General features: G+C 38.7%; 19 protein-coding genes. All 19 read left to right on the top strand.

Annotation, left to right across the window (positions count from 1 at the left end; all coding sequences use genetic code 11):
* The first annotated feature begins 28 nt into the window (after positions 1–28).
* On the top strand, positions 29–358 hold the full coding sequence (locus tag EDD61_RS00890) for an Asp23/Gls24 family envelope stress response protein (RefSeq protein WP_008688522.1): 330 nt from the start codon (positions 29–31) through the stop codon (positions 356–358).
* A 44-nt stretch (positions 359–402) separates the two neighbouring features.
* Positions 403–1,302 (top strand): 5'-nucleotidase, encoded by a 900-nt coding sequence (locus EDD61_RS00885; protein ID WP_008688520.1) that lies wholly within the window; start codon positions 403–405, stop codon positions 1,300–1,302.
* A gap of 86 nt (positions 1,303–1,388) precedes the next feature.
* Positions 1,389–1,769, top strand: a complete 381-nt coding sequence (nusB, locus tag EDD61_RS00880; RefSeq protein WP_008688518.1) for a transcription antitermination factor NusB — start codon at positions 1,389–1,391, stop codon at positions 1,767–1,769.
* Positions 1,766–3,094: an exodeoxyribonuclease VII large subunit gene (gene xseA, locus EDD61_RS00875; RefSeq protein WP_008978359.1), complete on the top strand. Its 1,329-nt coding sequence runs from the start codon at positions 1,766–1,768 to the stop codon at positions 3,092–3,094. Before nusB ends, xseA begins: the two co-directional genes overlap by 4 nt.
* Complete coding sequence (gene xseB, locus EDD61_RS00870) at positions 3,094–3,306, top strand: exodeoxyribonuclease VII small subunit (protein ID WP_008688514.1); 213 nt, start codon at positions 3,094–3,096, stop codon at positions 3,304–3,306. Before xseA ends, xseB begins: the two co-directional genes overlap by 1 nt.
* Positions 3,299–4,141, top strand: a complete 843-nt coding sequence (locus EDD61_RS00865; RefSeq protein ID WP_132223314.1) for a polyprenyl synthetase family protein — start codon at positions 3,299–3,301, stop codon at positions 4,139–4,141. The genes xseB and EDD61_RS00865 overlap by 8 nt, the downstream gene beginning before the upstream one ends.
* Positions 4,142–4,153: 12 nt before the next feature.
* Positions 4,154–6,013, top strand: coding sequence for a 1-deoxy-D-xylulose-5-phosphate synthase (gene dxs, locus EDD61_RS00860; RefSeq protein WP_132223311.1), 1,860 nt, complete (start codon positions 4,154–4,156; stop codon positions 6,011–6,013).
* Positions 6,014–6,022: 9 nt separating this feature from the next.
* Complete coding sequence (locus EDD61_RS00855; protein ID WP_008688508.1) at positions 6,023–6,802, top strand: TlyA family RNA methyltransferase; 780 nt, start codon at positions 6,023–6,025, stop codon at positions 6,800–6,802.
* A 4-nt stretch (positions 6,803–6,806) separates the two neighbouring features.
* Entirely contained in the window at positions 6,807–8,462 is a 1,656-nt protein-coding gene (gene recN / locus EDD61_RS00850) for a DNA repair protein RecN (protein WP_132223308.1), read from the top strand.
* 59 nt (positions 8,463–8,521) lie between these two features.
* Complete coding sequence (locus tag EDD61_RS00845) at positions 8,522–9,535, top strand: SpoIVB peptidase S55 domain-containing protein (RefSeq protein WP_243642675.1); 1,014 nt, start codon at positions 8,522–8,524, stop codon at positions 9,533–9,535.
* A gap of 174 nt (positions 9,536–9,709) precedes the next feature.
* Complete coding sequence (gene spo0A, locus EDD61_RS00840) at positions 9,710–10,540, top strand: sporulation transcription factor Spo0A (RefSeq protein ID WP_008688501.1); 831 nt, start codon at positions 9,710–9,712, stop codon at positions 10,538–10,540.
* A gap of 94 nt (positions 10,541–10,634) precedes the next feature.
* Complete coding sequence (gene dinB / locus EDD61_RS00835; protein ID WP_132223302.1) at positions 10,635–11,807, top strand: DNA polymerase IV; 1,173 nt, start codon at positions 10,635–10,637, stop codon at positions 11,805–11,807.
* A 66-nt stretch (positions 11,808–11,873) separates the two neighbouring features.
* Positions 11,874–12,479, top strand: coding sequence for a stage II sporulation protein M (locus EDD61_RS00830; RefSeq protein ID WP_008688498.1), 606 nt, complete (start codon positions 11,874–11,876; stop codon positions 12,477–12,479).
* Positions 12,480–12,515: 36 nt separating this feature from the next.
* Positions 12,516–13,178, top strand: coding sequence for a tRNA1(Val) (adenine(37)-N6)-methyltransferase (locus EDD61_RS00825; protein WP_132223299.1), 663 nt, complete (start codon positions 12,516–12,518; stop codon positions 13,176–13,178).
* Positions 13,179–13,354: 176 nt separating this feature from the next.
* Positions 13,355–14,266, top strand: a complete 912-nt coding sequence (locus EDD61_RS00820) for a tyrosine recombinase (RefSeq protein WP_008688493.1) — start codon at positions 13,355–13,357, stop codon at positions 14,264–14,266.
* Positions 14,253–15,443 carry a phosphopentomutase gene (locus EDD61_RS00815; protein WP_132223296.1) on the top strand — a complete coding sequence of 397 codons (1,191 nt, stop codon included), beginning with the start codon at positions 14,253–14,255 and terminating at the stop codon, positions 15,441–15,443. Before EDD61_RS00820 ends, EDD61_RS00815 begins: the two co-directional genes overlap by 14 nt.
* Positions 15,444–15,464: 21 nt before the next feature.
* Complete coding sequence (locus EDD61_RS00810; RefSeq protein ID WP_132223293.1) at positions 15,465–16,298, top strand: Mrp/NBP35 family ATP-binding protein; 834 nt, start codon at positions 15,465–15,467, stop codon at positions 16,296–16,298.
* 206 nt (positions 16,299–16,504) lie between these two features.
* A complete protein-coding gene (locus tag EDD61_RS00805; RefSeq protein WP_132223291.1) occupies positions 16,505–17,788 on the top strand; it encodes an adenylosuccinate synthase in 1,284 nt (427 codons plus the stop codon).
* A gap of 387 nt (positions 17,789–18,175) precedes the next feature.
* Positions 18,176–18,754: an ANTAR domain-containing response regulator gene (locus EDD61_RS00800; RefSeq protein WP_132223288.1), complete on the top strand. Its 579-nt coding sequence runs from the start codon at positions 18,176–18,178 to the stop codon at positions 18,752–18,754.
* Positions 18,755–18,759 lie beyond the last annotated feature (5 nt).

Raw genomic sequence — 18,759 nt, 5'->3', positions numbered from 1 at the left:
GTTATAATAGTTCCAGAGGGTGATAACTATGGCACAAGAATACATTGCTTTGAAGGAAAACAATAACGATGGTATTATCGCATTGAGCAAATCAGCTTTTCAGACGATTGCCAAGATTGTTATTGAAGAAGACGAAAATCTTAAGCTCGCAGAAACAAGTACACCATTTAAATATCCGCTTGTTTGTAAAATTGCGAACGATCAGCTGATTTTAACGATGGATGTAAAAGTGAAATACAGCGTGAATGTAAACGATGTATGCAGTAAACTGCAGGGTAAGATCTTTGAAAATATAGAACACATGACGGGCTTTCAGCCTGACCAGATTGATATTCGCGTCAGTGGCTTTATGTTTTAGAGAAATCCGCATGGATTTCTTTTTTTTGAGTTGGAGGTGAAGATATGGCGGTTAGCTTAGAGGATTGTTTGGTGATCGGAATCAGTTCAAGAGCTCTTTTTGATCTAGATGAAGAAAATCGCATTTATGAAGAAGAAGGTTTAAAAGCATATGCGGACTATCAGATTGCTCATGAAGATACGATCTTAAAGCCGGGAAGTGGTTTTGCATTAGTAAAAGCTTTATTAAAATTGAATAGTAGATTTGATAAACGTAAGGTAGAAGTGTTGATCATGTCGCGAAATTCAGCAGATACTTCTTTGCGCATTTTCAACAGTATAGCGCATTATCAGTTGGATATCAGCCGCGCTGTATTGAGTGGAGGTGCTGCTTTATCTCCTTATCTTTCTAGTTTTGGGGTTGATTTATTTCTAAGTGCCAATGAAGAAGATGTCAAAGCAGCCATCCAAGCTGGTTTTGCGGCTGGACGTATTTATACCAACGCTATTCAGGACTTTGATCCGATGCAAGAGATTGAGCAAATACGAATTGCATTTGATGGGGATGCTGTTTTGTTTAGCGATGAGGCAGAGCGCATCTTTCAGGAAAAAGGCTTGGCAGCCTTTGTGGAAAATGAGCAAAAAAAAGCTCTTCAACAATTGCCGGCTGGACCATTTGCGCGTTTTTTAAAAACCATCAGCGATTTACAGAATCATATGGATAGTACACAATCTCCCATTCGTACGGCTTTGGTAACTGCTCGCAACGCTCCAGCTCATGAACGTGTCATACGGACCTTACGGGCTTGGGATGTACGTATTGATGAGGCATTTTTCCTAGGTGGAATAACCAAAAAAGATGTTTTAAAGGCATTTGCGCCCCATATCTTTTTCGATGATCAGAAAGTGCATGCCGATGTGGCATCTCAAGTGGTACCTAGTGCACAGGTTCCATGGAAGGAATAAGAAAACTTGCATGTTTCAATCAAATACATAGTGGTTTTACATCATTTTATGATAAAATAAAAAAGAATATACAGGAGGATCAGAATATGGCAGTAAGCAGACATGAATTAAGAGAGAAGGCAATGACTTGCCTGTATCAGCATTTTCTTCTCAATAAAGATATTAAAGAAACAGTTTTTGAAAACAATGACAGTAATGAAATAGATCCATTTCTATATACAGTAACCATTGATGCCATAAAATATGAAGAGGATTATATTCAGATGATCAATGAAGCCTTGCGTGAAGATTGGACATTTGAGCGTTTGGGTTATGTAGAAAAAGCAATATTGATCATGGCAGCCTGTGAATTGGATATGGAGATCGCTCCTAAACCAATCGTAATTAATGAGGCAGTGACATTAGCAAAAAAATATTGTGATGAGGAAACATATAAACTCATCAATGGGGTTTTAGATCGTTTATGAAACAACCCCTTCTTAGTGTTTATGATCTTGTCCATTATCTGAAACAGACACTTGATCATGATCCTAATCTGCAAACGTTACTGATTCAAGGCGAAATTTCCAATTTTACCAATCATCGTAGCGGTCATTGGTATTTTACGCTGAAAGATAAAAAGGCTAAAATCAGTTGTGTGATGTTTTCTTCGTATGCTAGTCGCTGTTCTATTTTATTAAAAGAAGGTATGAAGGTCATCGTCAGAGCGGAAGTTTCAATGTATGAGCCACAAGGCAGCTTACAGTTATATGTAACACATGTACAAGTGGATGGCTTAGGTGATTTGTACTTAAAGTTAGAAGCGGTGAAGAAGCAGATGGCGAAGGAAGGTTTATTTGCTTTGGAGCGTAAGAAAGCTTTGCCCTTATATCCCATGGATATAGCCGTAATCAGCGCAAAAAGCGGAGCAGCCGTGCAAGATGTTTTGACAACAATTGCACGACGTTGGCCGTTAGCAAATGTTCATGTTTATCCAAGTCTTGTGCAAGGAATCAATGCGGCAGATGATCTTATTCGTAATCTAAAAAAGGCTGATGAGATGGAACATGATGTGATTTTGTTGGTTCGTGGAGGCGGAGCAATTGAAGATCTTTGGTGTTTTAATGAAGAGCGTGTTGCACGTTGTATCAGTTCGATGAAAAGTGTTATCGTGACTGGTGTAGGACATGAAACAGATACGACATTAGTTGACTATGTGAGTGATGCCAGAGCGCCAACGCCCACGGCTGCTGCGGAATTGATAACACCTCAACGTGAAGAAATCCTTATGCAGCTTATGCATTTAAAAAGCAGGATGAAACAAATCATGAATCATCGTTTGCAAGAAGAAAAGGCTGTCCTTGAATCTTTAAAGCAACATCGTTATATGAGCGATCCCTTATCTTATATCCGTGAAAGTCAGATGAAATTAGCGATGCAAGCACGGGAAATGGGAATGATCGAACAGCGTCTGTTAAAACATCGTCATACAGTACAGGAATATGCAAATCGATTGGCACATCAATCGCAACAGATTGCACAGAAAAAACAAGCGGAAAAAGCAAAGGTTTGGATACAGCTTGCACATGCGCTACAAGAATATCAAAGGAAACAACAGACAACATTATATAAACAAATATCCTTACTAGATGCCTATAGTCCGCTGAATGTTTTAAAGCGGGGTTATGCGATTGCTGAAACTAAAGATACATTGATTAAATCTATTGATGATGTTCAAGAAGAAAGTCTTATGCGCATACGTCTTGTGGATGGCTTTCTGCATGCTTGTGTAAAGAAAAAGGAGAGATTATAATGGAAGAAAAACAATCATTTAAAAATTCCATGGCGCGATTAGAAGAAATTGTATCATTATTAGAACGAAATGAAATAGAATTAGAAGAAGCCATCAGCTTATTTGAAGAAGGGCTGAAGCTTGTAAATTCTTGTGATACGCAGTTAAAAACCTTTGAAAATAAAGTGGCTCAGCTTTTAGCTGCTTACCAGGAGGATGCAGGTGATGAATAACTTTGAAACATATTTGCAGCATATATGTGATGCTTTGCAAGATTCCAAAGTAAAAGATGCCATGCAGTATTCTTTAATGGCAGGAGGTAAAAGAATACGTCCGCAAATTTTACTGGCAGCTTTGCAATGTTATGGCATAGAAGAGCGTGTTGGATATCCTGTTGCTGCAGCTATTGAAATGATACATACCTATTCTTTAATTCATGATGATCTTCCGGCAATGGATGATGATACGCTGCGCCGTGGTAAACCGACTTGTCATGTGCAATTTGATGAAGCAACTGCCATTTTAGCAGGAGATGCTTTACTAACGCAGGCTTTTTTACTGGGAGCTATGGCAAGTGAGGATGCGCTGGTGAATTGTGCAATCGTAAAAGCATTAAGCAGGTATGCTGGTGCAGATGGTATGGTGCTTGGACAGATAAAAGATTTAGAAGGTGAAGTAAAGGAAGATCTTACCTTGGCGGAACTAAAAGATATTCATTATTATAAGACCGGACGTTTATTAACGCTTCCTTTGGTATGTGCGGCTTATCTAACACACCATGAAGAAGATATACCTGCTTGGGAGCAAATCGGTAGTGATTTGGGCTTATCTTTTCAAATCCAAGATGATATTTTGGATGTGACGAGTACCGTTGAGGAATTGGGTAAAAATATCAACAGTGATGCACAGAATAATAAACGCACCTATGTTTCTTTACTTGGTATTGAAGAAGCGCAAAAAGAGGCATCCTTCTATTATGAGCGGGCGCAGCAAAGACTGCATGAACTGTTTGATGATGCGCATGCCTTGGATGCCATCTTTGTGGCTTTAACAAAGCGTAAAAACTGATGAGGTGATCATGTGAATATATTTGATATTAAAAGTCCATCGGATATCAAGTCTTTATCCTATGCACAGTTGGAAGATCTTGCCCAACAAATTCGCATTTTTTTAATTGAGAGTATTGCGAAAACAGGAGGACATTTGTCAAGCAATTTAGGTGTCGTAGAATTGACACTAGCGATGCATTATGTCTTTGAAACACCACAGGATAAGTTCATTTTTGATGTTGGGCATCAATCGTATGTACACAAAATATTGACTGGACGTGCGCCGCTGTTTACGCAACTGCGCCAATACAAAGGCATTGCCGGCTTTCAGAAACGCAAAGAGAGTGAGCATGATGCATGGGAAGCAGGGCATTCTTCTACTTCTTTATCTGCCGCTTTAGGGATGTGTGTGGCACGGGATCTGAATCATGCTTCCTATCAGGTTGTTCCTGTAATTGGTGATGGAGCTTTAACGGGTGGTATGGCCATGGAAGCATTAAATCAAATTGGCAGTGAACAGCGTAATATGGTCATTATTTTCAATGATAATAACATGTCAATCTCCAAAAATGTCGGTGCAATGGATGAAACCTTTACTCGGCTTCGTACAAGCAAGCCATATAATACTTTAAAAGAAGATTTAAAAGGTGCTTTATCAACCTCTAAAATGGGGAAAAGTGTTTTAGAATCCATGAAAAATATCAAAAATGCGGTAAAAGAAAATGTTGTGGATACTTCGATTTTCGGTGATTTTAATTTGGATTATATCGGTCCGGTAGATGGTCATGATATTCGTCGTTTGATCAAAGTGTTAGAAATAGCAAAGCGTCATGATGGCCCGATTGTCGTACACGTATTAACAAAAAAAGGAAAAGGGTATCCTTTTGCGGAAGAAGATAAAGAAGGAAAATGGCATGGTGTATCGCAGTTTGATCCTAAGACCGGTTGTTCCTTATCACGTATGCCAAATGGGCAAAAAAGCTGGAGTGAAGTCATATCCAGTACACTTTGTGATTTGGCAAAAGATAATAAAGATATCATAGCAATTACCCCTGCTATGAAAGGTGGCAGTAAGTTATCTGCTTTCTTTGAGCAATTTCCTATGCGTAGTTTTGATTGTGGTATAGCCGAGGAACATGCGATGACTTTTGCGGCAGGATTAGCTGCAAGTGGGAAACGTCCTTTTATCTCAGTATATTCTTCCTTTTTGCAGCGTGCCTATGATCAAATCAGTCATGATGTAGCTCGAATGGATCTGCCTGTTGTCATTGGCATTGATCGTTGTGGCTTAGTTGGCGAGGATGGTGAAACCCATCATGGTGTTTTTGATATTGCCATGTTGCGTCATATCCCGCATATGATCTTAGCACAACCAAAAGATGGCGATGAGGCACAACAACTTTTATACACAGCTTTTACACAAGAACACCCTTTTGCATTACGCTATCCGCGTGGAAACACTCCCTTTCATAAGGTAGATACATATCATCCTGTGCGTATTGGCAGTTGGAGCATGCAAAAGATTATGGAGACGAGTAAACTTTGTGTAATCACCTATGGAGATAATGTGGATAAAGTTATTTCTAAGGCGCGCATCAATGGACTAGCGATTACCGTTGTAAATGCACGGTTCTTTAAACCTCTGGATGAAGAAATGCTGAATAGCATTTGTCAAATGGAAGAACCTGTCATCATCTATGAAACAGATATGTTAGCTGGTGGTTTAGGCAGTGCGATTTTAGAATATGCGAATGATCATGGCTACCAAAAACATTTTGTACGTATCGGTATTGATGATCATTTTGTAGAACACGGCAGTATACCGCAATTAAAGAAATTGGAACGTTTAGATATCAACACGCTTTGCGATATTATCGCAAGCTATTTGTAGAGGATGCCTATGCGATTAGATCAAAAAATCGTTGTCATGCGTAGAGATCTATCACGCTCTCGTGCACAAGATATGATCAAAGAAGGCCTTGTGCAGGTTAATGGACAAACCATCACCAAAAGTAGTTATGCTATAACAGAAGAGGATGAAATTGTCATTTTCGAAGCAGATATGGTATTTGCCAGTAGAGCTGGTTTTAAACTATATGATGTCATAGATGATTTTCAGTTACAACTAAAAGATCGTGTGTGTTTGGATGTGGGTGCCAGCACGGGAGGATTTAGTGATGTCTGTCTTCAACAAGGTGCTCAAAAGGTATATGCTGTTGATGTAGGAAAAGATCAATTGATTGAGCGATTGCGTAAGGATAAACGCGTCGTAAATATGGAAAATTGCAATTGTCGCTATTTGCGCAAGGATATGTTTGATGATGCAATTACCTTTGCTTGTATGGATGTCTCTTTTATTTCCGCAAAACTCATTTTACCAGCAGTATTCTCGGTGATGAGTAAGAAAGAACTTGTTGTTTTGATTAAACCGCAATTTGAGGCAGGGAAAGCTTACGTTGGAAAACATGGCATTGTTAAAGATGCCAAGGTGCACATGCGCGTGTTGCAAGAGATGGTTGACTTTGTAAAAGAACAAGGACTTTATGTTCATCATTTACAAGAAAGCAGCATCTTAGGAAGAGATGGCAACCGTGAATTTGTCATGCACATTTGTGATACCTACAAGCAGCAGCTATTTGATTATCATACAATCGTCATGAACCATAAGAAAACGAGGTGATTCTATGCTGACACAAATTTATGTCAAAGATTTTATTTTGCTGGATCATGTGAATTTAACATTGGAAGACCATATGTCTGCTTTTACTGGTGAAACAGGAGCAGGTAAATCGCTGTTGATGGATGCCATAGGAATCTTAAAAGGAGATCGCATCAGTGCCAGTATGGTAAAAGATGGTAAAGATAAAGCAATTATCGAAGGAGCCTTTTTAGTGCCTTCTCACCATGCTGTAAGAAGCTTATTAGATGAAGCGGGATATACTTTGGAAGATGATTTGCTCATCGTAACGCGTGAATTTAGTAAAGAAGGCAAAAGTGTCGCACGTATTAACCAAAGAACAACAACGATTGCCTTTTTAAAAGAAGTTATGGCAGCTCTAGTTGATTTACATTCCCAACATGATACACAATATTTATTGAATCCCAAATATCATTTATCTTTACTAGATCGTTTTCTGCAACAAGATGCATTACGCGAGGATGTTCGTGATACCTATCGTGTTTTTAAGAAATGTGATGATGAGCTTTCACAACTGCTGCATGCAGATTACAGTGAAGATGATTTAGAATTTCTCACATTTCAGTTAAATGAAATTGATGAAGCAATGCTGAAAGGAAATGAATTAGATGAATTAGAAGAAGAATTGCGTCATATGATGGGTTATGAAAAGGTCAGTGCCGGTTTACATGCCGCAATTCAATTATTGGATGAAGAAGAGGGTGGATTGCCTATTATCTATGAAGCGGCTCATCAATTAAGTGGATTGCATTATGATGAGACACTGGATACATATGCACAGAAGTTAAATGATGCTTATTATGTGATGCAAGATCTTACTGAAGAAATCAAAGAATATGCACAAAGCCTAGAATTTGATGAAGAACATTTCCATGAATTGCAGAATCGTATTTCTTACATACATAAAATTTTTCGTAAATATGGAGGAAGCTATGATGCTGTTTGTGAAAAACGCGATGAGCTAGATCGTACCATTGATGGTATCTTACATCGTCAAGATGCTATCACAAAATTGGAAAAAGCCCGACAGAAAGCTTATGCGGCGTATGAAGCGCAAGCAAAACAACTGCATACGTTACGCGTAGCGAAAGCAAAAGAATTGGAAGAACTTGTTGTTACACAGTTGCGTGATCTAGAATTGCCCAATGCTCGTTTTCATGTTTCAATTGAAACATTTGCAGGCAATGCCACTGGGATGGATAAGGTGGAATTTTTAATATCGATGAATGCTGGAGAACGCTTAAAAAGTCTTTCAGCAACGGCTTCCGGTGGTGAATTATCGCGTTTTATGCTTGGCATGAAGACGGTATTCACACGTTTGCAAGGTATTGAGACTGTTATTTTTGATGAGATTGATACTGGTGTCAGTGGCAATGTTGCCTTTGCTATTGGTAAAAAGATGCAGGAGCTGGCAAAAGATGTTCAGGTTTTCTGCGTAACACATCTGGCCCCAGTAGCAGCTTGTGCGGACCATCATTATGTAGTAGAAAAGTTACAGGAAAATGATCATGTCAAAACACAGATCCATGTATTAGATGAACAAGAGCGTATCATTCAACTTGCTAGTATATCTAGTGCATCACAAAGTGTTTCTGCGCATGCCATGGCAAAAGAATTATTAGAAAAAGCGCGAAGAGATTAATGATTTTCTTTGACTTGTTTCACTTGACACAGGACAAACTAGCCCTGGGAGGTGATACTTTGTCAAAGAAATTTTTAATTTTACTAAGCTGTTTCATTTGCCTATTCATTCATCCTTCAATGATCTGTGCCAATGAAGGTATTTACTTAGGCGGAGATAGCGTTGGTATTGAAGTTTCTTATGATGGTGTACTCATCAGTGGGACGTATCACTTTACGATACAAAATAAAACGTATACACCAGAAACCTATATTCAGAAAAAAGATATCATAAAAAAAATCAATGGCGTCACGGTAACAAACATTGCCGATATGCAAAGGGAACTGTTGACCTATCAAAGAACACAATCAAAAGATAGTATTCCTATCACTGTTCTTAGAAAGAATCAGCTCATAGAAACATCATTGTTTAATGTGTATGATGAAACAGACAAGGTATATAAGTGTGGTTTATATGTAAAAGATAAAATTGTCGGTGTTGGTACCTTGACCTATTATGATCCTAGCAATCATACTTATGGAGCACTTGGGCATGAAATTATGGATACGGATTTGCAGGAGATAGCGGATATTCAAGCAGGAAGCATTTATCCGGCGAATGTATCATCTATTCAAAAAGCACAGCAAAATCATGCCGGAGAAAAACGCGCCACCATTGATTTTACTAGAGTCTTGGGAACGATTCGGGAAAATACGCGTATTGGTATTTATGGAACCTATGTACAATTGGGAAGGAATGCGCCTCTCATGGAATGGGCAGATGCGCAAAGTGTACACAAAGGGAAAGCCCAGTTGTATACGGTCTTACATGGTGACGAAGTACAAGCTTTTTCCATCAATATCACCAAGATTCATCATCAGCACATCGGTGATGTAAAAGGTATAGAATTTATTGTTGACGATCCTGTATTATTAGCACAGACAAATGGTATTATTCAAGGCATGAGTGGCTCACCTATCGTCCAAGATAACAAAATCATAGGAGCAGTTACACACGTTATTACGAATGATCCTATTCATGGATATGGTGTCTTTATCGAATGGATGTTATCTAATTCTAAGAAACTTGCGTAATTACGACATTATTCGACTTACACTTTGGTGTTATCACAGAAATGACGGCATAAAACGTCGTCATTTTTTCATAATTTGAAAAAATTTGTAAATTTCTTTACGGTGTTCGACAAATTCATTGTTATTTCTCATTTAGAATTCTTATAATTAATAGGGAAGGAGAGAAAGAAATATATGAACAACAAACTTAGCGTCTATCTTGTCGATGACAGTCTGGAAATGATTCACTCTATGAAAGCAGCATTCGCAAAGAGTGATGCATATCAGATCGTAGGCAGTGCCACCAATGGTGAACAATGTCTTGTAGAGCTTCATGGGAAACACATTGACATCCTCGTACTGGATCTGCTGATGCCAAAGAAGGATGGGATCAGTGTTCTGCAAGATTTAAAGAAAAACAACATTGAGGTAGCTCACATCATCACCACAACACCATTTGTGAATGATTTGATCGTATCACAAGTGCAGAACTTTCGGATCGACTACATACTCATGAAACCTTTTGAGATGGAGGAGCTTGTCGATAAGCTAAACTTCATCGTTGGCTTTACCAGTAAACAAAAGAAAGGCAATGGCTTGCGGGTGAATCTTGATGAAGATGAAAAGAAACGCCTTGCCAAATTAGAACTGGAAAGTGAGATTACGGAATTACTCCATGAGATCGGTATACCCGCACATATCAAAGGCTATATGTACTTACGAACAGCTATTTTAGAAACTTATCTAAATGTTGATTTCTTAGGTCAGATCACCAAAGTCTTATATCCGGAGATTGCTCGTAAATATGCAACGACCGCCTCACGTGTGGAAAGAGCCATTCGTCATGCGATAGAGGTAGCTTGGAATAGAGGGAATATTGATGCCATTGATGATATTTTTGGTTATACGATTTCTGCTAGTAAGGCAAAACCAACCAATTCGGAATTCATTGCGATGATTGCCGATAAATTACGTCTTGAGCATCGTTTAAAAAACAAAACAGCGATGATGCAAACTTATCGCTAGATTTTCTTCCTGAAATCCTTTATAATGGTCAAGGTAAGCGGATGAATCATCATGTACATTTGATGTTTATTAACCAAAATAAAGGATGTTGGATATGGCAGGAAGAGTTATATTTCATATTGATTTAAATGCGTTTTATGCAAGTGCGGAGGTTTTGAAGAATTCTGCGTTGGAGGGACAACCGGTTGCTGTAGCCGGATTGCATCGCAGAAGTGTTGTCAGTACGGCAAATTATGAAGCTCGTAAATGTGGAGTTCATAGTGCTATGCCATTATTGATGGCTTTAGAAAAATGTCCGCAGCTGGTAGTTGTACAAGGTGATTTTTCCTGGTATGAAGAATTAAGTAATCGTTTTTTCACCTATCTGCGTAAATTCACCCCTTGTATTGAACCGGCTAGTATCGATGAATGTTACATGGATGTTACTGATATCATAGGTAATTATAAACGACCGCTAGATTTGGCATGGATCATTCAGAAACGTGTCTATGAAGATTTGCGGTTACCATGCAGTATAGGAGTAGGACCAAATAAGTTTTTAGCAAAGATGGCGAGTGATATGCGAAAACCTATGGGAATCACGGTATTGCGGAAGCAAGAAGTGCCATCTAAGTTATGGCCACTACCAATCACAGATATGTGGGGCATTGGTAAGAAAAGTGTGCCATTATTAGAAGAACGTGGAATTCATACCATTGGCGATTTGGCTGATCCATCAAATGAAACGATGCTAATGACACTGCTTGGCAAGCAGGGGTATATGGCCATTCAACATGCGCGTGGAAATGGCAGTAATCGTTTATCCTATAACACCAGTGTGCAATCCATTTCACAATCAACGACACTGGATCGTGATATCATAGAATACGATGAAGTAAAAACTGTTTTTCGCCGTTTAGCTCATTCTTTGAGTCAACGAGCAAAACAAGAAAAAATCAAAGGTTCTTTACTATCCATTTCTATTCGATATTATGATTTTACCAATGCTGTTCGCTCACAGTCTTTACAAGGCTATACGAATGAGGAAACCATTTTATTGGAAACAGCATTGCTATTGTTTGATCAAAATCACAGCGGTAAAGAAATCCGTCATCTTGGAATCGGATTAGGATCGCTTTACAGTGAAGAAACCAGTGTTACACAAATTGACATGTTTCAAGAACCCGTAGAAGATACAAACGATGTTGCTATGGTGTTGAAACAGTTGAATAAGCAACTTCCTGGTGCAAATCTGATCAGCGCCGCGCAGCTTAAGAAAAAAATGTAGAAATATGACGAAGAAAAGAAGGGGTGAACTCTTCTTTTTTTTCATATGCTGAAGTGAGGTGAGCATATGAAAAAGAAACATCATTATCACGGCTTTTTAAAGAAATATCAAAATGTCTATTTGTATATTGCTATCTTGGTTGGTTGTGGACTATGCATGGGTATTATCTTATCGAATTACATAGATGTGAATGATATTCAAAATCTTTCTGCTTATTTAACGACCATTGATTCCAATGTCAATAAGTATGACTATTTTATATCACAATTCTTTTTGGGAATTCTTTTTATTTTATTTGTCTTTTTGTTGGGGACAAGCATTGCCGGCATCCCCATTATTAGTTTCGTTGTGTTTACGAAGGGATTACAAATCGGCTTCTCTTGTGCGCTCTTTGTGGCAACCTATCAGATGAAAGGAATTGTCGGCATTTTGTTGACACTCTTACCCCAGGTTGTGTTTGACCTACTTGCTACGTTTTTGATTTCTGCCAGTGCAATTCAATTGTCAATGTACATCGTTTATAGCTGCACAAACCGTGAACGCCTAGACTTTCGTAAATTATTTAATACCGTACTTAATGATATCTTTATTTGTTTTCTGATTATGCTAGTGGGGGCATATTTGAAATCAACGATTGTTATTGAATTCATTAAGCTGTTTAATTTAATGTGATTTTCCTGTATAATACTACATACAGGAAGTGAGAAGATGAACGATCATTATACGTATGATTATATACATGGTACAACTACTTATGTATATCAGCGAAAAGACATGTTTCGCATAAATACTGATACCAGTCTTTTAGCCGCATTTATGCAGATAAAACAAGGAGAGCGCATCTTAGATATTGGAACGAACAATGGAGCTTTACTGGCAGTGGCTGCAACAAAGCAGCCCGCTTACCTATATGGTGTAGAAATTCAAGAAGCAGCATGCAAGTTGGCTGAACATAATTTAAAAGATTGTGGTGTGCCATTTTCAATTTTAGCAGGTGATGCTAGGAACATGACGCTTCCTAAGGTAGATGTTGTGATATGCAATCCACCTTATTTTAAGGTCAATACGCATGCAAATCTCAATGAGAGTGATTATTTGCGTATTGCCCGTCACGAGTGTTACCTGCCTTTTCCTTTATTGTGTAAACAGGCAGCTTCCACGCTACAAGAAAAAGGCCGTTTTTATTTGGTACATCGTGCGGATCGGATTGGCGAATTGATGAAAGAATTGTTACAACATCGATTCGGTGTGCGTACCTTACAATTTGTTTATGATCAAAATAAAGAGGAAGCCATCACTGTTTTAATTGAGGCAATTAAAGATGGGGGTCATCATACACATGTGTTACCACCAATCATGCTAAAGCGATGAAGTAAAGTATCAATCGTAAGATTGTTCAATCTTAATACTAATTTAGATTGTCACGTATATATTTCTTTTTTACGGTTAAAAGATAGGATATTGAAGTGTTTCTGCATGTAGTAAGGATATAAGCCTATCCATACCAAAAAGATAAAAACTGTGCTATAATATCATATGGTGAGATTATGCAGATAACTGATGCATTTGAAGATTATCTTCATTATATACAAGTCGTAGAGAATAAGTCCTTAGCAACCGTGGCATCCTATCGTAATGATCTAAAGGAATACCTCGCTTTTTTAGACGCACATGGATTTACGGCTATTGAAGATGTAACCTACATGGATCTGCAAGATTTTCTCAAAGAACAAAAAGTAAAGAAAAAAACGAGCAGTGTCAATCATATGATTACTTCATTGCGCATGTTTCATCGCTATTTGACGATGACATACCCTAAAATTCCCGATGCAACCTTACACATACGCTCTTCCAAAACCGCAAAGAAATTACCGACCTATTTTAATGTGGCGGATATTGAACGCTTATTAGATAGCTTTCAAGACAGTGATATGGACATATTCCATAAGGCTTTATTAGAAGTGCTTTATGGCTGTGGCTTGCGAGTAAGTGAGCTGACGCATTTGCGTTTAAATATGACACATTTAGAGCAGGGCTTTCTCAAAGTGCTTGGTAAAGGAGAAAAAGAGCGGATGGTGCCTATGCATCAGCGCAGCGTACATGCGTTGCAACAGTATTTAGAATTCGTTCGCCCACAATGGGTGAAACAGCGAAGTCCTTTTGTGTTTCTTAACTCACGAGGACAGAATGTTTCAAGACAATATGTACATAACCTGATCAAAAGCAAACTTACAGCACTTGGCTTAGATGAACGTTTATCCGCACATAGCTTTCGTCATAGCTTTGCCACACATCTTTTAGATGGTGGTGCTGATCTTCGCGTTGTACAGGAGTTGCTGGGACATGCGGATATCGCTACGACACAAATTTACACCCATATTCAAAACAAACGATTACAAGATGCTTATGCATCTTTTCATCCAAGATCAAAGGAGGAAGACGACCATGAAAACATATAAACGTGTATTCACCATCGTTGTAGATTCCCTTGGTGTTGGGGCTGCCCCTAATGCCAAGGCATATGGCGATGAAGGATGTGATACCTTAGGTCATATTGCTATGCATATGGAAAATTTCCATATCCCAAATTTAGCAAAACTAGGACTTGCCAATCTGCATCCTATGCAGCATGTAGCAAGCGTACAAGAACCTATGGGATATCATACCAAAATGATCGAGCGCAGTGTCGGTAAGGATACGATGACCGGTCATTGGGAAATGATGGGGTTATATATCGACACACCATTTCAAACATTTACAGATAGTGGCTTTCCTAAGGAGCTGCTCGATGAGCTGAGCAAACGCACCGGACATAAGATTGTCGGGAATAAAGCAGCAAGTGGTACCGAAATTTTAGATGAGCTGGGCGAACACGAAATTGCCACCGGTGATATGATTGTCTATACTTCCGCAGATAGTGTCTTGCAAATTTGCGGTAACGAGGAAACATTCGGTTTAGACGAATTATATCGCTGTTGTGAAATCGCCAGAGAGTTGACCATGAAACCGGAATGGAAGGTAGGACGTGTTATAGCCCGTCCATATATCGGCAAGAAAAAAGGCGAATTCAAGCGTACGGCAAATCGTCATGACTATGCCTTAAAACCATATGGGAAAACGGTATTAAATGCCTTACAAGAGCATGGGTATGATGTTATCAGTGTTGGTAAGATCAATGACATCTTTGTAGGCGAAGGCATCAGTGAAGCGTATAAATCAAAAAGCAGTGTGCATGGTATGGAGCAGACAATCGATATCATGAAAAAGGACTTCCAAGGCTTATGTTTTGTAAATCTTGTTGATTTTGATGCTTTGTGGGGGCATCGCCGTAACCCTGTTGGCTATGGAGAAGAGCTAGAGCGCTTTGATGAAAAACTCGGCATCGTCTTAAAACAGCTAAAGGAAGATGATTTATTAATTATCAGCGCTGATCATGGAAATGATCCTACCTATAAAGGCAGTGATCATACCAAAGAAATGGTGCCAATGCTTGCCTATAGTCCATCTATGCAAGGACATGGCTTATTAGCATTGCGCGATAGCTTTGCGGATATCGGTGCCAGCATTGCGGAAAATTTTGCAATTGAGATGCCAGAGAATACGATTGGAACAAGTATGCTGGCTTTATGGAAATAAATAAGTAAAGGAGTAGAGAACATGAGTAATTGCAGTAGCTGTCCTAGTAAAGGGACCTGTGGGAAGAGTGAAGATACCTGTGGTATCCAGAACAATGCCCGCAACAAAATCAAACACGTCATTGGCGTGATGAGTGGAAAAGGTGGCGTAGGTAAAAGCTCAATGAGCGTTTTATTAGCAAAAGAGCTGCGTCAAAGAGGCTATCAGGTGGGTATCATGGATGCCGATATCACTGGGCCAAGTATCCCAAGACTTTTAGGCTTGGAACATGAAAAGGCATATGGCACAAACGATGCTATTGAACCTGTCATTGATAAAGATGGTATTAAAGTAATGTCTTTGAACTTTTTGATGGATGATGAAAATCAACCGGTTGTATGGCGAGGTCCCATCGTTGGAAATGCTGTTCGTCAGTTTTGGACAGATGTCGTTTGGGAAGAATTGGATTATCTGCTGATCGATATGCCACCGGGAACTGGTGATGTCGCATTGACTGTTTTACAAAATATGCCGGTGAATGGCATTGTGATGGTATCTACACCACAACCTATGGTATCAATGATCGTATCGAAAGCCATTAATATGTGTAAGGAAGTAAAGGTGCCGGTTTTGGGTATCATCGAAAACATGAGCTATGTCGTTTGCCCGGATTGTGGTCGCCATATTGAAATATTTGCACATAAGAATACAGATGAATTCTTACAGAACAATGATGTTGAATTATGGGCTGAATTACCAATGATGGATGCCATTTCACAGATTTATAAAGATGATGACTTCACCCCGGAAACAGTAAAAGAAGTACAGAAATTAATTGCACCTGCTGTTGATAAATTGGAAGCGTGCATGAAATAATGAAAAAGGGCATAAAATGCCTTTTTTTAGTGCCTTTTGCAAGATTACTCACTTATGTGATACTGCTAAATCTATCTAAATGTAACAATTCCCATTTATTTTCATGAAAAAAATATTTTCATTTACCATAGATTGTGCTATATTAGTAAAGGATTTTTTATAAGTCTTAACAACTGGGCTTTAAAAACCCGCAAGGAGGAATTTTTATGCCAGGTTATGTTGTTGTAGGAACACAGTGGGGCGATGAAGGAAAAGGAAAAGTCGTCGATTATTTAGGTTCCCATATGGATTATGTTGTTCGTTTTCAAGGTGGTAACAATGCCGGACACACAGTTGTTGTCAATGATGATAAGGTAGTTCTCCATTTGTTGCCAAGTGGCGTTTTACAAAAAGCGTTGTGTATCATTGGACCAGGTGTTGTTGTTGACCCTTTTGTCTTTTTGGAAGAAATTAAGGCATTAGAGGAAAAAGGTCTGCCTACGGAACATGTCAAGATTTCTGATTGTTCCCATATCATTATGCCATATCATGTGCGTTTAGATAGTTTGCAGGAAGCTCAATTGCAGGAAGCAAAAATCGGTACAACAAAACGTGGTATTGGTCCATGCTATGCTGATAAGTATTCTCGCATCGGCTTGCGAATGGGAGATCTAAAAGACTTTGAACAGTTTAAAAAGAAATTGAAACGTGCTTTAGAAATGAAAAACATCCTCTTTCATCAAGTTTATCAGGATGAAGGATTCGTATATGAAGACATGGTGCAGCAATTTGCCCAGATCAGAGAAAAACTATTGCCGCGTATCGTCAATGCGCAGTTGCTAGTTAATGAAGCATTAGACACAAGCAAACAGGTGCTATTTGAAGGTGCCCAAGCGGCAATGCTAGATATCAATTATGGCAACTATCCGTATGTGACAAGCAGTTCACCTACAAGTGCCGGTGTATGTACAGGTGCTGGTGTTGCACCGCAGAAGTTGGATGTGATCATCGGAATTGCCAAAGCATATTCTACGCGTGTTGGAGAAGGACCTTTCCCATGTGAATTATTTGATGAGGAAGGCGATACACTGCGTGAAAAAGGTGGGGAATATGGTGCTACGACCGGACGTCCACGCCGCTGTGGTTGGCTGGATGTCAATGTTGTACGACATGCCGCAATGATCAATGGATTAACCGATCTTGTGATTACGAAGTTAGATATTTTAAGCGGGTTTGATAAAATCAAAATGTGTGTTGCCTATGAGATTGATGGACAGCGCTATGATTACATACCAAGCAATATTGAAGACTTGCAAAAAGCAAAACCAATTTATGAAATATTCGATGGATGGAATGAGGATATCGCAAACATATCCCATTATGATGAGCTTCCTGAGAATGCCAAAATTTATTTGCGTCGCATTGAAGAATTGTGCCATACAAAAATCTCTATGATATCTGTTGGACCAGAGCGTAATAGTAATATCATCGTTCATGAAATGTTAAAGTAAGCTTTATATATATTATAAAATAAGTATTGAACAAAGGCGTTCAAAGGATGAAACTAGATGTTTCACTTCCTTTAACGCCCTTTTTAATTTCATAACCAGAAAGAAATAGCGACTTGTAAGGGAAGTGTTAGAACTTCTAATAACATTTCATGATTAGACAACTGCGAATTTTAAGCATGGGAACATACAACCTGTGATTGCATAATACACGCTTAGATAGTATTCTAGCTCTTGTTCTACACCATACTAACTATGAATCGATATATATACGAATAAGGCTATCGGTCTACTGCAAACAAGGATTTGTGCATTAAAACTAAATGTAAAAACTATCAAAATGAAAACACACAAACAATAACTTGATACGATTAAAAGAGGTGATGATCTATGATTCGTGTATTGATTATATCTGGCAGTAAAAAGACAACTGAATGCATACGCGAATTTTTAGCATGTGAAGATGACCTCAGTATCACGATCAGCACCCATGCAGCGCACGCTCGCCGTCTTTTTATAACAGCTGCCTATGATTTCATTATCATAAACTATCCGCTTCCAGATGAAGCAGATTATCGCCTGATGTTGGATATGAATGTGAAAAACAATGCCAGCATCTTATTACTGGTACATCATGAGAAATTAAAAAGTATTGATGATCGCATGCAGAAAGCCGGTATCATGACCGTTGGAAAACCAATTCATCAACATACGCTGTATCAGCTTTTAAAATTTGCCATACTTACTCAGCGCAAACAAAAACAGCAACAAAAAGATGAACAGCAATGGAAACAACGTCTGCAGGAAATCAAGGTTATCCAGCAAGCAAAGTGCCTGTTGTTAGAACATGAACATATGAATGAGCAACAAGCACACAAATATTTAGAGAAAAAAGCAATGAATGCGCGACTCACACGCTTACAGCTAGCAAAAGCGGTGATACGAAAATATGAAAATAAAACCGAATGAGAAAG

It is taken from the genome of Longicatena caecimuris (assembly GCF_004341945.1).
In the GTDB taxonomy this organism is placed as follows: Bacteria; Bacillota_I; Bacilli_A; order Erysipelotrichales; family Erysipelotrichaceae; genus Longicatena; species Longicatena caecimuris.
This window is presented reverse-complemented; position numbering and strand designations above follow the sequence as displayed.